We start from the raw sequence: 19281 nt of genomic DNA on the forward strand, positions 1-19281 counted from the left end.
GCGGCCCAGCGGCGGCGGGTCATGCCGCCGCCGCGCCGCGCGTGAAAGCCGACGCGAACAAAAAAGCGCGAACCGCAACGGCTCGCGCTTTTTTCATGTCCGCCCGCGGGCGGTCGAACAGGGTCAGGCGCGCTTGATCCGCGCGATCGGCAGCACGCGCAGCCGCGCCTCGATCGACGGGCACAGCGACTGCCCTTCGAAACGCGCGGCGAGGAAATCGACGAACGAGCGCACCTTCGCGGACACGTGACGGCGGCTCGCGTACACCGCGTAGATCGGCGCCTCGTGCGGCGGCACGGAATCCAGCAGCACCGGCACGAGCCGGCCCGATTCGATGTCGTCGCCCACCACCTCGGTGCCTAGCAGTGCGATGCCGGCGCCGGCGAGCACGGCCGCGCGCAACCCTTCGAGATGGTTCACGATCAGGTTGCCGTTCAGATTCACGCGCGACGCGGCGGCCGCATCGATCATCAGCGTGTCGAGCATCGTCGAATTCGAATCGCGACGCACGTAATTGTGGTGCGCGAGATCGCCGATCGTCTGCGGCGTACCGTGCTTTTGCAGGTACTCGGGGGACGCGACCAGCAGAATGTGCGCGGTCGCGATCTGCCGCGCGACGAGCGACGACGATTTGAGCCCGTTCGGCGCCGCGCGCACCGCGACGTCGTAGCCCTCCTCGATCAGGTCGACCACGCGGTCGGACAGCGTCATGTCGACGGTCACGTCCGGGAACCGACCCGCATAATCGGTGACGGCCTGCATCACGTGACGCAGCCCGAACGCGGACAGCGACGTCACGCGCAGGCGGCCCTGCGGGACGACGCTAGCCGCGCCGACCGCCTGTCCGGCTTCGTCGAGTTCCGACAGCGCCTGCACGAGGCGCTCGTAGTATTCGCGGCCCGCCTCGGTCGGCGCGACGCGTCGTGTCGTGCGATGCAGCAGCCGCGCGCCGAGCTGCTGCTCGAGATGCATCACGTGCTTGCTCGCCATCGCGGCCGACATCTGCATGCGCTCAGCCGCGCCGACGAAGCTGCCGACTTCGACGACGTAGCGAAACACATTCATGCTGACGAGGGTATCCATCGAACTAGCTCGCAATTCCTGGGAATCATGCAATTACGAGATAGGGTAACAAAGCCGCGGCAACAAGAAGGTCAACAAACGCAAAACGGCGCCGCGTGCAGCGGCGCCGTTTCGGGGCGAAACCGGACAGACGGGACGCGCGGCGCTTCGCGCGCGGGCGCCGAACCGGGCGTCAGAACTTCGCGCGGATGCCTGCGCCGAACGTGTTGCCGTTCGACAGGCCGCTGATGTGGTCGTTCATGTACGCGGCGTAGACGTCCGTGCGTTTCGACAGCGGATAGTCGTAGCCGACGGCCCAGGTCTGGCGCGTCTGGTCGAGGCCGCCGCCGTCGCGCGAATACGCATACGACGCCATCGCGTTGCCGACGCCGAGCGGCACCGACACACCGCCCTGCGCGGTGTTCACGTGCCAGCTGCCCGCGACCTGATCGTTCTTCGTATACATGTACTGGCCGAACAGCTTTACGTACTTCAGGTCGTAGGTCGCCCCCACCAGGCCGATGCCCTGGCTCTTCATGCCGGTCACGAGCGAGCTCAGGTCCTGCGGGCCGTTGTTGAAGTTCACGTACTGGTACACGGCGGTCGCCGCGAACGGGCCGTTCGCGTAGTTGAACTGCGCGCTCCACTTTTTCGAGCGGTTGTCGCCTGCCGTGTTGCCGAGCGCGTACATCGCCGCGAAATTCAGTCCACCGAACGACGGCGACGTGTACGACACCGCGTTGTTCCAGCCCGAATCGCCGACCGCACCCTGGTCGCTCGGATAGGTCGGGAACGTGCCCAGCCCGAGGAACACGTGATACACCATCGGCGAAAAGGTGTACGAGTCGTAGAACGGGTTGAACAGGATCGTCGACAGGAACAGGTGCGTCGTCAGGCGGCCTGCCGTCACGGTGCCGTACGGCGAGCTGACGCCGACGTACGCGTTGCGCGCGAAGAACGTGTCGCCCTGGAAGCGGCCGAACTGGCCGTTTTGCGCGCGGAAGAAGCTCTCCAGCGTGAAGATCGCCTTGTAGCCGTTGCCCAGATCCTCTGCGCCGTGCAGGCCCCAGTACGACGTCGACATCCCGCCGCCGGACACGTTCCATGCGCGATCGCTGCCCGGGAACTTGGTCGCGCCGACCCATTCGTCGACCTGACCGTAGAGCGAGACGCTCGACTGCGCGTGGACGGGTGCGGCGGCCGCCACGCAGGCGGCCGCGGCGATCAGCTTGACGGACGTGCGCGACGCACGGCGAGCGAATGCTTTCATGGGATCTCCAGGTTTTGTCGAATGAACGATAAGTGGCGCGAGCGTTGTTTTAGGAGCCGATTGCTTGCGTCGTGTGGGGCGCAGCCATCTTTACGGAACATGGGTCCCGCCAAAATTGCGCACACTTATTGCGGGTATAGCGGCGGCATTAACTTCGCGGCATCGGCACGTGGCCGGGCGCGGCCCGGCGGCCCCGCGCGGGACGAACACGCGACGGGACGGCCGCGGGAGGCACGCGTGCCGGGCGCGAAAGATAGCGCAATGCAGCGGGAAAATCAGCGGAAATCTGCGCGCGACTGTGGCGAATCCGCATCACGGCCGGCAGGGGACGAACGCGCGGGGCGCTCAGTTTCGGTAGAACGGAGAAAAAAACGGCGAACGCGACGGTTCTTCCTGCGCGCGCGGCGGCGGCAGCGGCCGACCGCCGCGCTCTTCGTTGTAGCGCGCGACGTCGGCGCGGATCGAACCCGCGCGCAGCGGGACGTTGCCGCCGCCTGGCGGGCGCGGCATCTGGCGCGAATCGGCACTGATCGGACGATATGGACTCTGCGCCGCGTAATGGCCGTAAGACGGTGTCGGGCGCAGCCCCCAGCGCGGGCCGTAGCCGCTCACGCCGCCGGCCCGCGTGCCGGGGGCAGACGCCCCGCGGCGCCAGACCGGCGCGCCGCCGGCCGACTGGCCATCCGCATGAATGCCGCCGAGACCGTGGCCGAAACCGTGGCCGAAGCCGCCGAACGCCGGACCGCCGTGCGGCGGTTGCGCGAGCGCGAGCGGCATCACCAGCGCGCCGAGCACGCCTGCCACCCATCGTCCGACCTTCAGTTTCACCCGTTCCGTCATCGTTCAGTGCCTGTTCCTGCAGGCGCGGGCCATTTCCAGCCGACACCCGCCTTTCAGCAGTAATTTATGAGCGGGCCGAAACGGTGTCGAGCCAAAAAGTGTTAGGTCGCCGGCATCGGTGTAACACCATGTTACTGCTAGGTTTTTTCACTTCCGGCCGCCATCGCGGCAGAACATTCTTCTGTCTTTCCGGCCCCGGTTGCGCGGTGCGGCGGCCAACTCGTCTCATGCATCCTGCTCATCAATCGATTCCCACAATGAATTTGTTTATTGAATGACCGCGCGGGACAATGTCGGCTTCGCGCGCGCGACGTGCGCGCCCGCCATTTTCGTTTCGAGTTTCCCGATGGCCCGTCCCCGTTTCGTTCCCGACAACTTCACGCTCGCGCTCGTCGGCACCGTCGTGCTCGCGAGCCTGCTGCCGTGCCGCGGCCCGGCCGCGCACGCGTTCAATTGGGCGACCAACATCGCGGTCGGCCTGCTGTTCTTCCTGCATGGCGCGAAGCTGTCGCGCGAGGCCGTCGTCGCGGGCGCGACCCACTGGCGGCTGCACGCGGTCGTGCTGCTCAGCACGTTCGCATTGTTTCCGCTGCTCGGCCTCGCGCTGAAGCCCGTGCTGCAGCCGCTCGTCACGCCCGCGCTGTATGCAGGCGTGCTGTTCCTGTGCACGCTGCCGTCGACGGTCCAGTCGTCGATCGCGTTCACGTCGATCGCGAAGGGCAACGTGCCGGCCGCCGTATGCGCGGCGTCCGCGTCGAGCCTGCTCGGCATCTTCGTCACGCCCGCGCTCGTCGGGCTGATGATCACGTCGCAGTCCGCGGCGTCCGCGTCGCCGTGGAGCACCGTCGGCAGCATCGTGATGCAGCTGCTCGTGCCGTTCATCGCCGGTCAGCTGCTGCGCCCCGTGATCGGCGGCTGGATCGAACGCAACCGCGGCGTGCTGCGCTTCGTCGACCAAGGATCGATCCTGCTCGTCGTCTACGTCGCGTTCAGCGAAGCCGTGAACCAGGGGTTGTGGCACCAGATTCCGGCGCGCGCACTCGGCGGCCTGCTGGTGGTCAACGTCGTGCTGCTCTTGATCGCACTGGTGCTGACCACCGTCGTCAGCAAGCGGCTCGGCTTCAATCGGGCCGACCAGATCACGATCATCTTCTGCGGGTCGAAAAAGAGCCTCGCGGCCGGCGTGCCGATGGCGAAGGTGATCTTCTCCGCGCACGCGGTCGGCGCGATCGTGCTGCCGCTGATGCTGTTCCACCAGATCCAGCTGATGGCATGCGCGGCGCTCGCGCAGCACTGGGGCGCACGGGACACGAGCGGCGAGCGCGACGGCGAGAAGGCGTCGGCCGCGGCGGCGCGCACAAGCGGCGCGCTGAACGCAGGCAAGCGTTGACGCGGGAGGAGCGCGGCCGGCTGGCCGGGCCGCGCTGAAGGATCGTGCGGGAATGGCAGGATCATCGTTGTCCGTTCGCCTTTGCGCTCTCCCGCTTCTCCGCTTCTCCGCTTCTCCGCTTCCCCGCTTCCCCACGCCCAGCACCTCGCCGCCATAGCGCTTCGCCCACCGCGGGGGCGCACCAAGAACGCGCGCGTCGTCACAAAAAATTCATTCAACCTTCCCGAGTGCGCTGCCGTTAAGTCGGGCGTCCCGTCGCTTCGGCTGCCCTCGTCCATGCCCGCGCCCAATCCCGATTCCTCCGCCGCCGTCACCACGCGCCTGATCGCGGATCGCGCGCTCGCCGCCGTCTTCCAGCCGATCGTCGATCTCGGCTCGGGCACCGTCGTCGGCTACGAGGGGCTGATTCGGGGCCCGCGCGGCACGCAGCTCGAGCCGCCGGCCGCGCTCTTCGCTCAGGCCGCGCGCGACGGCACGACCATCGCGCTTGAACAGGCCGCCGCGCTAGCCTGCCTCGACGCGTTCGCGGCGCTTCGCTGCGACGGCAAGCTGTTCCTCAACTTCAGCGCCGGCACGATCGTGCAACTCGCGCGCGAACGGGAACGCGTGCGGCAACGGCTCGGCCGCGCGCGCATCGGCGCCGAGCGCATCGTGATCGAGCTGACCGAGCAGACCGCGATGCCGGACGTCGCGCGCATCGGGCCGGCCGTCGCGTCGCTGCGGGACGCGGGCATCCAGTTCGCGCTCGACGACTACGGCACCGCGAACGCGAGCATGAACCTGTGGCTGCGGCTGAACCCGGACGTCGTGAAGATCGACCGTTTCTTCATTCATGACATCGCGCACGACCCGCTGAAGTTCGAGGCGGTCCGCGCGATGCAACACTTTGCGCACGCGAGCGGCGCGCAACTGATCGCGGAAGGGATCGAGAACGAGTGCGACCTGATCGTCGTGCGCGATATGGGCATCTGCTGCGTGCAGGGCTTCTTGCTCGGCCGGCCGAACGCGCAACCGTCGCCGATGGTCGCGCCGGCCGCGCGCGACGCGATCCGCACGCCGCACATCGCGGTATTTCCCGGCGCGACCCGCGCCGCGCGGCCTGCCGGCACGATCGCCGCAAAGATGCTGGTGCCCGCGCCGGCGCTGCCGCGCGACGCAACCAACAACGACGTGCTCGACCTGTTCAACCGGATGCCCGCGCTGCACGCGGTCGCGCTCGTCGAAGCCGGGCGGCCGATCGCGCTCGTGAACCGGCGCGGCTTCATCGACCGCTTCACGCTGCCGTACCACCGTGAAGTGTTCGGCAAGAAGCCGTGTCTGCAGTTCGCGAACGATGCGCCGCTGATGATCGACAACGCAACGACGGTCGAGGAACTCGCGACGCTGCTCGCGAGACACGACCAGCGCTACCTCGCGGACGGCTTCGTGATCACCGAGCACGGCCGCTACGTCGGGCTCGGCACCGGCGAGAGCCTGGTGCGCGCGGTGACGGAGATGCGTATCGAGGCCGCACGCTACGCGAATCCGCTGACGTTCCTGCCCGGCAACATCCCGATCAGCGCGCATATCGACCGGCTGCTCGCGCGCGACGCGGGCTTCCATGCGTGCTACGTCGACCTGAACCAGTTCAAGCCGTTCAACGACCAGTACGGCTACTGGCAGGGCGACGAAGTGCTGAAATTCGCGGCGACGGTGCTGGCCGGGGTGTGCGATCCGCAACGGGACTTTCTCGGGCACGTCGGCGGCGACGATTTCCTCGTGCTGTTCCAGCGCGACGACTGGCGCACGCGCGCGGCCGACGCGATCGCGCGCTTCAACGAAGGGGCGCAGCGCTTCTACACGCAGGCCGACCGGGAGGCCGGCGGCCTGCGCGGCGAGGACCGCCACGGCAATCCTGCGTTCTTCGGGTTCGTGACGATGGCGATCGGCGCGGTCGGCGTGCCGGCCGGCGCGAACGGCACGATGCGCTACGGCAGCGACGAAATCGCGTCGGTCGCGGCGCTCGCGAAGCGGCGCGCGAAACAGCAGCCGGACGGCCTCGCGGTAGTCGATCTCGACGCGGGCCGCGCGGCGCTGCGCGCGCGCGGCGAACCGCCGAACGCGGCGGTGGACTGAAGGCAGCCCCGAGCCTTCCCGCGCCGGTTGCCGAGCCCCAGACAGCAGCGGCTTCTCCGGCAAGGTCGCGCCTCCCCTTCTGGCCGCTTCTGCTTCGCTGATGGCCGGCCGAACGCCAGAACCTCCCGCGTCCGCGTGCCCAACGTGCGTGATGAGGCGGGCATCCTCGCGCCGCTTGCGCGCGATCACCTTGCCTTTTTCGCGTTTTGTTTAGTATTTTTAGTTACGGCGTTTTCGCAGATTAGCGCCGAAAAATGCACTATTTTCGGGTATTCCCCGGTTATCCGGCCCGAATTGAGCAGCGAGTTTTACTATACAATCGCCGTCACCCTAAACAAACCGGACCCGAACGATGGGCACCACCATTCGCGACGTCGCGCGAGCGGCAGAGGTCTCGATCGGCACCGTCTCCCGCGCGCTGAAGAACCAGCCCGGCCTGTCCGAGGCCACGCGCGCGCGGATCGTCGAGATCGCGCAGCGGCTCGGCTACGACCCGGCGCAGCTTCGGCCGCGCATCCGCCGGCTCACGTTCCTGCTGCACCGGCAGCACAACCGCTTTCCCGCGAGTCCGTTCTTCTCGCACGTGCTGCACGGCGTCGAGGACGCCTGCCGCGAGCGCGGAATCGTGCCTACGCTGCTCACGGTCGGGCCGAACGACGACGTGCTGCGCCAGATGCGCCCGCACGCGCCCGATGCGATCGCGGTGGCCGGCTTCATCGAGCCTGAGACGATCGAGGCGCTCGCGGCGATCGGCCGGCCGCTCGTGCTGATCGACCTGTGGGCGCCCGGCCTGCGTTCGGTGAACATCGACAACGCGACCGGCGCGGCGCTCGCGATGCGCCATCTGCTCGCCACCGGCCGCTCGCGGATTGCGTTCATCGGCGGCTCGGCCGCGCACTACAGCATCGCGCAGCGCGCGATCGGCTATCGGCGCGCGTTCTTCGAGGCCGGGCGGCTGTTCGATCCCGCGTACGAAGTGACGATCGACGCCGGGCTCGATCCCGACACCGGCGCCGCGCGGGCGATGCAGCAGCTGCTCGACGCGCCGGGCCCGCGCCCGGACGCGGTGTTCGCATACAACGACGCCGCCGCGCTCGCCGCGCAGCGCGTGTGCATCGCCCGCGGCGTGCGGGTTCCGGAAGACATCGCGATCGTCGGCTTCGACGACATCCCGGCCGCCGCGCACGCGAATCCGCCGCTCACGACGCTCGCCGTCGACAAGGAAGCGCTCGGCCGCCGCGGCGTCGAACTGCTGCTCGCGGAATCGCCCGAGCACACCGAGATCTCCCTGCCCGTCGAGCTGATCGTGCGGGCCAGCAGCCAGCCCGCCGGCTCACCGGCATTCGATACCGCCACGGTCCAAGAGTCATGAACATGCCCCCGGTCCAATCCCGCGCCGCCGCGCCGGCCAGCCACGCGCAAGCGGCACCGTTCGTCGCGAGCTTCCGCGATCCGTCGTTCCTGCTGTCGCACGTCGAGGACACGCTGCGCTTTTATGCGACGAACGCGTTCGACCCGACGGGCGGCTTCTACCACTACTTCCGCGACGACGGCAGCGTCTACAACCGCACGTCGCGGCACCTCGTCAGCAGCTGCCGGTTCGTCTTCAACTACGCGATGGCGTACCGGCACTTCGGCGATCCGCGCCATCTCGAGTACGCGCGCCACGGGCTGCGCTTCCTGCGCGACGCGCACTGGGACGACACGCTTCAAGGCTACGACTGGGAACTCGACTGGCGCGACGGCGGCAAGCGCGCGACGCTCGACGGCACGCGCCACTGCTACGGACTCGCGTTCGTGCTGCTGGCGGCCGCGCACGCGACGATGGCCGGCATCGACGAAGCGCGCCCGCTGATCGCATCGACCTACGAACTCGCCGAACACCGCTTCTGGGATCCGGCCGCGGGCCTCTACGCCGACGACGCGACGCCGAACTGGAACGTGTCGTCGTACCGTGGGCAGAACGCGAACATGCACATGACCGAAGCGTTGCTCGCGGCCTACGACGCAACCGGCCACGTCACCTATCTCGATCGCGCGGAAAAGCTCGCGACCCACATCACGCAGCGCCAGGCCGCGCTGTCGGGCGGCCTCGTATGGGAGCACTACCATGCCGACTGGTCGGTCGACTGGGATTACAACAAGGAAGACAGTTCGAACATCTTCCGTCCGTGGGGTTTCCAGCCCGGCCATCAGACCGAATGGGCGAAGCTGCTGCTGATCCTCGAGCGGCACCGCCCGCTCGACTGGCTCGTGCCGCGCGCGGCTGAACTGTTCGACGCGGCGCTCACGCACGCGTGGGATGCCGATCACGGCGGCCTCTGCTACGGCTTCGGCCCCGACTTCACGATCTGCGACCACAACAAGTATTTCTGGGTGCAGGCGGAAACCTTCGCGGCAGCCGCGATGCTCGGCGCGCGCACCGGCGCCGAACGCTTCTGGGACTGGTACGACGAAATCTGGCGCTACAGCTGGGCGCATTTCGTCGATCACCGCTACGGCGCGTGGTACCGGATCCTCACCTGCGACAACCGCAAGTACAGCGACGAAAAGAGCCCGGCCGGCAAGACCGACTATCACACGATGGGCGCGTGCTACGACGTGCTCGCGACCCTCGCGCGCGCGGCGCGCAGCGAGCCGACGCAATGAGCGGCGGCACGTTTCCGGCTTTCGTGTCGGCGGGCGACATCCTGACCGACATGGTGCGCACAGGCGACGCGCAGTGGACGTCGGTGCCGGGCGGCGCCGGCTGGAACGTCGCGCGCGCGGTCGCGCGGCTCGGCGTGCCGAGCGCGCTTGCCGGCGCGATCGGCGAGGACTGCTTCTCGGACGTACTGTGGCGCACGAGCGAGGCGGCCGGGCTCGACCTGCGCTTCCTGCAGCGCGTGCCGCGTGCGCCGCTGCTCGCGATCGTCCACGAGACGCGTCCGCCCGCGTACTTCTTCATCGGCGACGCGAGCGCGGATCTCGCGTTCGACCCGTCACGGCTGCCGTCCGGCTGGACCGAGCACGTGAAATGGGCGCACTTCGGCTGCATCAGCCTGGTGCGCGAGCCGCTGGCGGGCACGCTGGTCGCGCTCGCGGCCGACCTGCATGCGCGCGGCGTGAAGATCAGCTTCGATCCGAACTACCGGAACCTGATGACGGCCGCGTTCCGGCCGACGCTGGAGCGGATGGCCGGCCTCGCCGACCTGATCAAGGTGTCGGACGAGGATCTGCGCCACCTGTTCGGCGGCGACGGCCCCGAGGCGATTGCGGCCGTGCGCGCGCTGAATCCGGATGCGGCTGTGCTCGTCACGCGCGGCGCGCAGGCGGCGACGCTCCATGCAGATGGCGAAGTGCTCGAGGCCAGCCCGCCGCGCGTCGAGGTGGTCGACACCGTCGGCGCGGGCGACGCGTCGATCGGCGGCCTGCTATTCAGCCTGATGGCCGCGCCGCAGCGGTCGTGGCGGGACCATCTCGCGTTCGCGCTCGCGGCCGGCGCCGCCGCGTGCCGGCATACGGGCGCGCACGCGCCGACGCTGGACGAGGTCGTCGCGCTGCTGGAACGTTGACGGCACGCTGACGTCGCGCCGATCGGTCGCCGATAAGCGGCGCTGTACATGCTGCGCCGCAGTGCTACGATGAAGTGTCCTATTGCGGGAGAGGCACGATGGACACGAACACGTTCACCAAAGGCATCTACACGGCCAAGGCGCATACGCACCGGGCGGACAACGGCCAGTTCCAGGGCTACGTGATCCTCGCGCGGGACGACGGCGACGAGACGGAAAACATGCGCTACGACGTCCACACCACGAGTTCGAGCGAGGAAGAAGCGTTCGAGGAAGCGAAGGCGCTCGCGCACAGGATCCTCGGCGAGATCGAATTGTAGGGCGCGAGCTGCAATGCGCGCGCCGTCATCGGCCGCCGGTCATGCGCGCGCCGCGGCCCGTCCGCGACGCGCCGCCGTTCGGCTCAGAGCAGCCGCGCCACCATCGACACCAGGATCGTCAGCACCAGCGTCGACATGAACGGAAACGGATAACGCCGCCCGCCGAGCGTCAGCGTGACGTCGCCCGGCAGCCGCCCGATCCCGAGCTTGCCGAGCCACGGCCAGCAGCGCGTCAGGATCATCACGGCGACGAACGACGCCATCAGCCAGCGCAACATGCCGCGGTTCAGAGCGCGTGCGAGCGGTCGCCGCGCGCGAACGCGTCGAGCGTGCCGTCGATGCCGCGCGAAAACCCGATCACCTTGAACAGCTCGCCCATTTCCGCTTCCGAGATCAGCTTCTGCACCGCGTTCGCGGCCGGCAGGAACTGGTGGATGTCGGACGGGTCGATCGCGGCGAGCGCGTCGGTAATCCCGGCGTTCAACAGGAAACGCGCCTGCGACGTGTAGCCGAGCAGGTCGGCGCCGGTCGCGACGCCCGCATCGTAGATGCCGGTGAATTCGACGTGCGCGGTGATGTCCTGCAGCCCCGGGTACAGGAATGCGTCGTCGTGCGCGTGGTGGCGGTAATGGCACATCAGCGTGCCGCGGTCGCGCTGCGGGTGGTAGTACTCGTGCGCGGGAAAGCCGTAGTCGACCAGCAGCACCGCGCCGCGCCCGAGCATCGTGCACACGGTGCGCGTGAACGCCAGCGCGGCTTCATGCGTCTCGGTCACGTAGCCGTCGTCGACGTCGAGTGTAGCGAGCACCGGCGGCAGGCCTGCCGCGTCCACCGGCCGGTCGTCGAACACGAACGCATGCCGCGCATCGAGCGCGACGCCGCGCTCGAGCCACGCGCCGCCGGCCTTCGCGAACAGGCGCACCGGCATCGCATCGAGCACCTCGTTGCCGATCACGACGCCGTCGAAGCGCTCGGGCAAAGCGTCGAGCCAGCGGACCTTGGCCGCAAGCGCGGGCGCCGCGGCCGCGATCGTATCGCGCTGCCGTTCGCGCAGTTCGCCTGACAGATCGACGATCAGGTATTCGTCGAGTTCGACGCCGAGTGCGTCGAGCGCCGCGAGCAGCCCGGCCACGAGCTTGCCCGTGCCTGCGCCGAACTCCATCACGCGGCGCGTGCCGCTCGCGGCCAGCGCGTCGGCGACGGGGTTCGCGAGCGTCTGCGCGAACAGCGGCGACAGTTCGGGCGCCGTCACGAAGTCGCTGCCGTCGTCGGCGCGGCGGCCGAATTTGCGCGCGCCGCCGCTGTAATAGCCGAGGCCGGGTGCGTACAGCGCCCGCTCCATGAAGCGGTCGAACGGCAGCCAGCCGCCCGCCGCCGCGATCTCGTCGCGCAGTTGCGCGGCGAGGGTTTCGGACTGCGCGAGCGCGTCAGGGCCGGGAGCAGGTAAACTAGCGGGTTCGTGAGCTTTCGGGTTCATCCCGGCATTGTAAATGACCGTTTCAGCCGATACGTCGCCCCCGCGCATCGCGCTCGTCGCGGGCGCGCTGGGCAGCGCGGCCGACGCCGCGTCGCTCGGTCGAGCGCTCGCGAACGGATTCGCGCAGCGCGGCTGGGACGTCGCGCTGCAGCGCAGTCCCGACGCGCCGCGCGCGGCCGCCGACGCGCTCGTCGCCGAAGTGGCGGCCCGCGGCCGCCGCGCGGCCGTGCTCGACGCCGATCTGGCCCTGGAGACCGACGCCGCCGCGCTCGTCGCCTCGTGCGCCGCCGTATTGGGCCGGCCGGCCTGCGTCGTGTTCGTGAGCGCGTGCGCCAGCACCGACGACGCGCACACGGCCGACGCCGCGTCGCTCGCCGGTGCGCTGGCGCGCAACGTGACGGCGCCGCTCGCGCTCGCGCGCGCGCGCGCCGACGCGACACCTGACACCGCGCGCGACGACGAATCGCTGCGCGCGTGCGCGATCCACGTGCTGGACCAAGCGCTGTTTCACCCGGCGCCGGCGCAGCTGTCGCACGCGCTGATGCAGGCCGCGCTGAACCGCGCGACCTCGGCGCTGGCGCTGGCACTCGCGCCGAAGGTGCGCGTCGCGGCGCTCGTGCGCGGCCACGCGCCGCACGTGAACGACATCGCGGCAGCGGCCTGCTATCTCGCGAGCGCGCCCGGCGTGACGGGCGCGACGCTGACCGTCGACGGCGGCGAGCACCTGGTGCCGCCCGCTGCCGGCCCGAATGACTGAACTGCGCGGCGCGCGCGGCCCGACCGCCGCCGCCCGCGCCGCTTTGCGTGCACGCACGCCAATTTGACTGGGACGACCATGTTTTCCGCTCTCCTGCACCCCCGCCTCGCGGATTGCCGCAGGCTCTACCTGCGCGACTACGAGGTGCACATCAACATCGGGGCCTTCGAACACGAGAAGCGCGGCGAGCAGCGCGTCGTCATCAACGTCGACCTGTTCGTGCCGCTTGCGCAGTCGACGCCCGTCGACGACCGGCTGCATGAAGTCGTCGACTACGACCTGATGAAGCAGAGCGTCGCGCAGTGCCTCGCGCGCGGCCACATTCATCTGCAGGAAACGCTGTGCGACGCGATCGCCGCGACCCTGCTGGCGCACGACACCGTGCGCGCGGTACGCGTCCGTACCGAGAAACCGGACGCCTATCCGGACTGCGACGCCGTCGGCGTCGAAGTCTTTCGCATCAAGGACGAGGAGCGCGCATGAACGCCCCCCACACGAACGACACGGCGGCCGACGGCGTCGCCATCGAAGCCACCGTTGCCGAATCCGGGCGCTGCGCGCTGACGCGCCGCGAGCAGAAGGAAGCATACGAGAACAACAAGCTGTTCAAGCGGATCGTGCGCCAGGTCGGCCAGGCGATCGGCGACTACAACATGATCGAGCAGGGCGACAAGGTGATGGTGTGCCTGTCCGGCGGCAAGGACAGCTACGCGATGCTCGACGTGCTGCTGCGGCTGCGCGAGCGCGCGCCGATCGACTTCGACATCGTCGCGGTCAACCTCGACCAGAAGCAGCCGGGCTTCCCCGAGCACGTGCTGCCCGAGTACCTGACGCGGATCGGCGTGCCGTTCCACATCGAGAACCAGGACACCTACAGCATCGTCAAGCGGCTCGTGCCCGAAGGCAAGACGACCTGTTCGCTGTGCTCGCGGCTGCGCCGCGGGATTCTGTACCGCGTGGCCGGCGAGCTCGGTGCGACCAAGATCGCGCTCGGCCATCACCGCGACGACATCCTGCAGACCTTGCTGCTCAACATGTTCTACGGCGGCAAGCTGAAGGGCATGCCGCCGAAGCTGCAGTCGGACGACGGTAAAAACGTCGTGATCCGCCCGCTCGCGTACGTGAAGGAAACCGATCTCGAGAAATACGCGGAGCTGCGCGAGTTCCCTATCATCCCGTGCAACCTGTGCGGCAGCCAGCCGAACCTGAAGCGCGCGGAAATGAAGGCGCTGATCCGCGAATGGGACAAGCGCTTCCCCGGCCGTGTCGACAACATGTTCAGCGCGCTCGCGAACATCGTGCCGTCGCATCTGATGGATACGACGCAGTTCCCGTTCGCATCGCTGCGCGCGACGGGCGTTGCCGATCCGCAAGGCGACATGGCATTCGACGAGGAGCCGTGCGCATCGGGCGACGAGTTCGGCGCACCGGGCGCCGCGAATCCTGGCGCGGCCCGGCCGATCTCGATCGTCCAGTTCGACGACCTGTAAGCAGGGCCCCAACGCCGGCCGGAACGGGCCGCGGGCGCGCCGTTCCGGCACTGTCGCCGCGCCGCGACAGGCCCGGAACGCGAGGGGCCGCATGCTAAAATGGACGGCTACGAACTCCTCAGACAAGCTGGCGCCATGAATATCGTGATTTTGGCGGCAGGCACCGGCAAGCGGATGCGTTCCGCGCTGCCGAAAGTGCTCCATCCCCTGGCCGGCAGGCCGCTCCTCTCCCACGTCATCGCCACCGCGCGCACGCTGCAGCCGTCGCGGCTCGTCGTCGTCGTCGGTCATGGCGCCGAGCAGGTGCAGGCCGCGGTCGCCGCGCCCGACGTGCAGTTCGCGCTGCAGGCCGAGCAGCTCGGCACCGGCCACGCGGTGCGCCAGGCGCTGCCGCTGCTCGATCCCGCGCAGCCGACGCTCGTGCTGTACGGCGACGTGCCGCTCACGCGCGCGTCGACGCTGCGGCGCCTCGTCGACGCCGCGCGCGACGGCCGTTACGGGATTCTGACCGTCACGCTCGACGATCCGACCGGTTACGGCCGCATCGTGCGCGACGCGTCCGGCTTCGTCACGCGCATCGTCGAGCAGAAGGACGCGTCGCCCGAGCAGCTGAAGATCGCCGAGATCAACACCGGCATCATCGTCACGCCCACGGCGCAGCTGTCGATGTGGCTCGGCGCGCTGAAGAACGAGAACGCGCAAGGCGAGTACTACCTGACCGACGTCGTCGAGCTCGCGATCGAGGCCGGTTTCGAGATCGTCACGTCGCAGCCCGACGACGACTGGGAAACGCTCGGCGTGAACAGCAAGGCGCAGCTCGCGGAGCTGGAGCGCATTCACCAGCGCAATGTGGCGGACGCACTGCTCGTCGACGGCGTCACGCTCGCCGATCCGGCCCGCATCGACGTGCGCGGCACGCTGAGCTGCGGCCGCGACGTGTCGATCGACGTGAACTGCGTGTTCGAAGGCAACGTGACGCTCGCCGACAACGTAACGATCGGCGCGAACTGCGTGATCCGCAACGCGTCGATCGGCGCGGGCACGCGCATCGACGCATTCACGCACATCGACGGCGCCGAACTTGGCGCGAGCACCGTGATCGGCCCGTACGCGCGGCTGCGCCCGGGCGCGCAGCTGGCCGACGAAGCGCACGTCGGCAACTTCGTCGAGGTGAAGAACGCGGTGATCGGCCACGGCTCGAAGGCGAATCACCTGACCTACATCGGCGACGCCGACATCGGCGCGCGCGTGAACATCGGCGCGGGCACGATCACCTGCAACTACGACGGCGCGAACAAGTTCCGCACCGTGATCGAGGACGACGTGTTCGTCGGTTCGGACACGCAGCTCGTCGCGCCGGTGCGCGTCGGCCGCGGCGTGACGATCGCGGCCGGCACGACGATCTGGAAGGACGTCGCCGAAGGCGTCCTCGCATTGAACGAGAAGACGCAGACCGCGAAGAGCGGCTACGTCCGCCCGGTCAAGAAGAAGAGCTGAACCTTTTGCGGGCGCCAGCGCGGCGCCCGCGTCGACTTACAGGATTGACCATTCATGTGCGGGATTGTCGGCGCAGTTGCGCAGCGTAATATCGTTCCGGTGCTGATCGAAGGATTGCGGCGCCTCGAATACCGTGGCTACGATTCGTGCGGCGTCGCCGTGCTCGAACCGGGCGCACCGAAGCGCGCGCGCAGCGTCGCGCGTGTCGCCGATCTCGATGCGCAGGTGCGCGAATCGCACCTCGAAGGCGCGACCGGCGTCGCGCACACGCGCTGGGCGACGCACGGCGCGCCCGTCACGCACAACGCGCACCCGATCTTCTCGTCGAACGCGCTCGCGCTGGTGCACAACGGCATCATCGAGAACTTCGAGACGCTGCGCGAATCGCTGCGCGCGAAGGGCTACGAATTCGTGTCGCAGACCGACACCGAAGTGATCGCGCACCTCGTGCACAGCCTGTATCGCGGCAACCTGTTCGACGCGGTGCGCGAAGCCGTGCAGCAGTTGCACGGCGCGTATGCGATCGCGGTCACGCACAAGGACGAGCCGCATACCGTCGTCGGCGCGCGCCAGGGTTCGCCGCTCGTCGTCGGCCATGGCGACGGCGAGAACTTCCTCGCATCCGACGCGCTCGCGCTGGCCGGCAGCACCGACCGCTTCACGTTCCTGGAGGAAGGCGACGTCTGCGAACTGTCGCTCGACGGCGTGAAGATCGTCGACCGCCACGGCGCGCTCGTGCAGCGCGAGATCCGCGTGGTCAGCGCATACGGCGGCGCAGTCGAGCTCGGGCCCTATCGCCACTTCATGCAGAAGGAAATCTTCGAGCAGCCGCGCGCGATCAGCGACACGGTGCCGCAAACCGAGGCATTCGACGCAACGCTGTTCGGCGACGCGGCCGCCGCCGCGTTCGCGAACATCGACAGCCTGCTGATCCTCGCGTGCGGCACGAGCTACTACTCCGGGCTCACCGCGAAGTACTGGCTCGAATCGATCGCGAAGATTCCGACGCAGGTCGAGATCGCGAGCGAATACCGCTACCGCGAGTCGGTGCCGAACCCGCGCCAGCTCGTGCTGGTGATCTCGCAGTCGGGCGAAACGGCCGACACGCTGGCCGCGCTCAAGCACGCGCAGTCGCTCGGCCACCCGCATACGCTCGCGGTGTGCAACGTCGCGACGAGCGCGATGGTGCGGCTCACCGAGATGCAGTTCCTGACGCACGCGGGCACCGAGATCGGCGTCGCGTCGACGAAAGCGTTCACGACGCAGCTCGTCGCGCTGTTCGTGCTGGCGGCGACGCTCGGCAAGCTGCGCGGGCATGTCGACGCCGTGCAGGAAGCGCAATTCCTGAAGGAGCTGCGCCACCTGCCGGCCGCGCTGAACAGCGTACTCGCGCTCGAGCCGCAGATCATCGCGTGGTCGGAGGAATTCGCGCGCAAGGAAAACGCGCTGTTCCTCGGCCGCGGGCTGCACTACCCGATCGCGCTCGAAGGCGCGCTGAAGCTGAAGGAAATCTCGTACATCCACGCGGAAGCGTATCCGGCCGGCGAATTGAAGCACGGGCCGCTCGCGCTGGTCACGGAAGCGATGCCGGTCGTCACGGTCGCGCCGAACGACACGCTGCTCGAGAAGCTGAAGTCGAACATGCAGGAAGTGCGCGCACGCGGCGGCGAGCTGTACGTGTTCGCGGATGCGGACACGCAGATCGTCAACGACGACGGCCTGCACGTGATCCGGATGCCGGAACACTACGGGCAGCTGTCGCCGATCCTGCACGTCGTGCCGCTGCAGCTGCTCGCGTATCACACCGCATGCGCGCGCGGCACCGACGTCGACAAGCCGCGCAATCTCGCGAAGTCGGTGACGGTCGAGTAAGCAGTCGGCGCAGCCGCAGTCCGGCGCGCCGACGAGACTGACGGAGAGACAATGGTAAGACTGTTTGGATGCGGATTGCTGGCGCTGAGCGTCGCGTCGACGGGCTGGGCGGCCGAGCATTACGTCGAGGTCTGGAACCCGCCCGAGGCCCGCGCGCCGGCGGCGCGCACGCTGCCCGCGCGCGGCGGTGCGGATGCACATGCCGGCAGCAAGGCCGCAGAAAAGCATGCGAACGTGCCGTCGAAGCCCGCCGCGAAACCGCACAAGCGCCGCGTCGCGCAGGCCGTGAAAGCCGCGCCGCATCGTGCGCCCGCCGCGCCGGCCGAAACGCCGGCCGCTCCGCGTCCGGTCGCGCAGCCGGAGCCAGGCCGGCTCACGGTAATGCAGCCGGTCGCGCCGGACACGCCGCGCGCGACCGACTTCTCCGATATCCCGCGGCAATACACACCGGACGGCAACGTGCTGCGCGTCGGCACGCGCAGCCGCTCCGCGGAGGTGACGCGATAATGGAAGCGCAGACCTATCACGGCTACCAGATCTGGGGCCATTCGATCCTGCAGCAGGACGAGATCCTGCAACCCGAGCGCTTCGCGGCGAGCGGCACGATCACGCAGAACAACCGGCTCGTCGAAGCATCGGGCGTGCTCGGTGTGTTCGACACCGAGGACGAAGCGCGCGAGGCCGGGCTCGAATGGGCGCGCGCGTGGATCGACAGTCACCGCTGAGCGGCGACGGGCAACGGATGTAAAAAAGGGGCGTCGACGACGCCCCTTGCTTCGTCCGCCCCGCGGCGGATCATGCGGCGTGCCGCGGCGGCCGCACGGCGCTCTGCGGCCGGCCCACGAGCCGGGCGAGCACGACGATCGCGACCAGCGTGACGACGTACGCGGCGATCTGGATTCCCGCCGGACGAGCGGTATAGCCGACGAGCGTATGCAGCGCCTTGCCGACGATGCTCGACTCCTTCAGCAGCCAAGACGTATCCCACACCGCATCGCCCCACGACGGCACGAGGCCTGCCGCGAGCAGGAAACCCACGCACTGGCTCGCCATCCCCGCCGCGAGCAGCACGATCAGCGCGTTGGTGACCGAGAACAGCCGTTTCAGCGGAATCTGCAACAGCCCGGCATACATCGCGTAGCCGAGCCCCGCGCCGCCGAGCACGCCCAGCAGTCCGCCCGCGACCATCTGCGGCGTCTGGCCCGGATCGCCGGCTGCGATCCCGTACAGGAACAGCACCGCCTCGGAGCCCTCGCGCAACACCGCGACGCCGACCACGATCGCGAGCCCGGTCAGCGGCCGGCTGCCGGCCGCGACGGCCCGCCCGACCTCGCCCATGTGCAGCGCCATCTCGCGGCCGTGCCGGCTCATCCAGATGCAATGCCATGCGAGCATCAACGTCGCGACGAACATCACGCCCGCGTTGAAGACTTCCTGCCCCATGCCGGACGCCCATTGCGAGATCACGTCCGCGAACGCAGCGATCAGGCCCGCGCCGATCACGCCGCCGACGAGCCCGCCGCCGACCCACCAGCCGCGCCGCGGCACGCCCTTGGTGGCAGCCATCACGATCGAAACCACCAGCGCGGCCTCGAGCACTTCACGAAAAACGATGAGGGCAGTAGACAGCATCGCGA

The 19281-nt window shown here is 68.8% G+C and carries 19 protein-coding genes; 13 read left to right on the forward strand and 6 right to left on the reverse strand.

From position 1 onward, the window contains the following. Positions 1–123: 123 nt before the first annotated feature. The 3 genes from WK25_RS14375 to WK25_RS14385 form a co-directional block, all read right to left on the reverse strand. Positions 124–1083 (reverse strand): LysR family transcriptional regulator, encoded by a 960-nt coding sequence (locus WK25_RS14375; protein ID WP_040142312.1) that lies wholly within the window; start codon positions 1081–1083, stop codon positions 124–126. A 172-nt stretch (positions 1084–1255) separates the two neighbouring features. Beyond that, complete coding sequence (locus WK25_RS14380) at positions 1256–2332, reverse strand: porin (protein WP_040142314.1); 1077 nt, start codon at positions 2330–2332, stop codon at positions 1256–1258. 345 nt (positions 2333–2677) lie between these two features. Further along, positions 2678–3172 (reverse strand): peptide-binding protein, encoded by a 495-nt coding sequence (locus WK25_RS14385; RefSeq protein WP_069241827.1) that lies wholly within the window; start codon positions 3170–3172, stop codon positions 2678–2680. A gap of 346 nt (positions 3173–3518) precedes the next feature. Between WK25_RS14385 and WK25_RS14390 the strand changes: the two genes are divergently transcribed. The 6 genes from WK25_RS14390 to WK25_RS14415 all read left to right on the forward strand — a co-directional run bounded on the left by WK25_RS14390 (position 3519) and on the right by WK25_RS14415 (position 10551). After that, on the forward strand, positions 3519–4562 hold the full coding sequence (locus WK25_RS14390; protein WP_069242007.1) for a bile acid:sodium symporter family protein: 1044 nt from the start codon (positions 3519–3521) through the stop codon (positions 4560–4562). A gap of 276 nt (positions 4563–4838) precedes the next feature. Next, a complete protein-coding gene (locus WK25_RS14395) occupies positions 4839–6677 on the forward strand; it encodes an EAL domain-containing protein (protein ID WP_069241828.1) in 1839 nt (612 codons plus the stop codon). Positions 6678–7029: 352 nt separating this feature from the next. Continuing rightward, positions 7030–8049: a LacI family DNA-binding transcriptional regulator gene (locus tag WK25_RS14400; protein ID WP_069241829.1), complete on the forward strand. Its 1020-nt coding sequence runs from the start codon at positions 7030–7032 to the stop codon at positions 8047–8049. Beyond that, positions 8046–9326: an AGE family epimerase/isomerase gene (locus WK25_RS14405; protein WP_040142323.1), complete on the forward strand. Its 1281-nt coding sequence runs from the start codon at positions 8046–8048 to the stop codon at positions 9324–9326. The genes WK25_RS14400 and WK25_RS14405 overlap by 4 nt, the downstream gene beginning before the upstream one ends. After that, a complete protein-coding gene (locus tag WK25_RS14410; RefSeq protein WP_040142325.1) occupies positions 9323–10231 on the forward strand; it encodes a carbohydrate kinase family protein in 909 nt (302 codons plus the stop codon). The genes WK25_RS14405 and WK25_RS14410 overlap by 4 nt, the downstream gene beginning before the upstream one ends. Before the next feature lie 98 nt (positions 10232–10329). Further along, positions 10330–10551: a hypothetical protein gene (locus tag WK25_RS14415; RefSeq protein ID WP_034208564.1), complete on the forward strand. Its 222-nt coding sequence runs from the start codon at positions 10330–10332 to the stop codon at positions 10549–10551. An 83-nt stretch (positions 10552–10634) separates the two neighbouring features. On the opposite strand, the gene WK25_RS14420 is transcribed toward WK25_RS14415, so the two are convergent. Continuing rightward, the gene (locus WK25_RS14420; RefSeq protein ID WP_069241830.1) at positions 10635–10829 is read right to left on the reverse strand and encodes a DUF2905 domain-containing protein; all 195 of its coding nucleotides are present in this window, start codon (positions 10827–10829) and stop codon (positions 10635–10637) included. Between the two features lie 8 nt (positions 10830–10837). Continuing rightward, positions 10838–12028 (reverse strand): class I SAM-dependent methyltransferase, encoded by a 1191-nt coding sequence (locus WK25_RS14425; protein WP_069241831.1) that lies wholly within the window; start codon positions 12026–12028, stop codon positions 10838–10840. A gap of 13 nt (positions 12029–12041) precedes the next feature. Here WK25_RS14425 and WK25_RS14430 point away from each other — a divergent pair, with 13 nt between their 5' ends. From WK25_RS14430 to WK25_RS14460, 7 genes are all read left to right on the forward strand, one after another. Continuing rightward, positions 12042–12785 (forward strand): SDR family oxidoreductase, encoded by a 744-nt coding sequence (locus tag WK25_RS14430; RefSeq protein ID WP_069241832.1) that lies wholly within the window; start codon positions 12042–12044, stop codon positions 12783–12785. Between the two features lie 78 nt (positions 12786–12863). Beyond that, complete coding sequence (locus WK25_RS14435; protein WP_040142336.1) at positions 12864–13268, forward strand: dihydroneopterin aldolase; 405 nt, start codon at positions 12864–12866, stop codon at positions 13266–13268. Then, the gene (ttcA, locus tag WK25_RS14440; protein WP_069241833.1) at positions 13265–14275 is read left to right on the forward strand and encodes a tRNA 2-thiocytidine(32) synthetase TtcA; all 1011 of its coding nucleotides are present in this window, start codon (positions 13265–13267) and stop codon (positions 14273–14275) included. The genes WK25_RS14435 and ttcA overlap by 4 nt, the downstream gene beginning before the upstream one ends. 135 nt (positions 14276–14410) lie before the next feature. Further along, positions 14411–15772, forward strand: coding sequence for a bifunctional UDP-N-acetylglucosamine diphosphorylase/glucosamine-1-phosphate N-acetyltransferase GlmU (gene glmU, locus WK25_RS14445; protein WP_040142340.1), 1362 nt, complete (start codon positions 14411–14413; stop codon positions 15770–15772). A 54-nt stretch (positions 15773–15826) separates the two neighbouring features. After that, positions 15827–17644 carry a glutamine--fructose-6-phosphate transaminase (isomerizing) gene (glmS, locus tag WK25_RS14450; protein WP_040142341.1) on the forward strand — a complete coding sequence of 606 codons (1818 nt, stop codon included), beginning with the start codon at positions 15827–15829 and terminating at the stop codon, positions 17642–17644. Positions 17645–17695: 51 nt separating this feature from the next. Next, a complete protein-coding gene (locus WK25_RS14455) occupies positions 17696–18151 on the forward strand; it encodes a hypothetical protein (RefSeq protein WP_059544605.1) in 456 nt (151 codons plus the stop codon). Next, on the forward strand, positions 18151–18369 hold the full coding sequence (locus WK25_RS14460) for a hypothetical protein (RefSeq protein WP_040142345.1): 219 nt from the start codon (positions 18151–18153) through the stop codon (positions 18367–18369). Before WK25_RS14455 ends, WK25_RS14460 begins: the two co-directional genes overlap by 1 nt. 70 nt (positions 18370–18439) lie before the next feature. Here the strand turns inward: WK25_RS14460 and WK25_RS14465 are convergent, their stop codons facing one another. Then, a complete protein-coding gene (locus tag WK25_RS14465) occupies positions 18440–19276 on the reverse strand; it encodes an FTR1 family iron permease (RefSeq protein ID WP_040142347.1) in 837 nt (278 codons plus the stop codon). Positions 19277–19281 lie beyond the last annotated feature (5 nt).

It is taken from the genome of Burkholderia latens (assembly GCF_001718795.1).
Classification (GTDB): Bacteria; Pseudomonadota; Gammaproteobacteria; order Burkholderiales; family Burkholderiaceae; genus Burkholderia; species Burkholderia latens_A.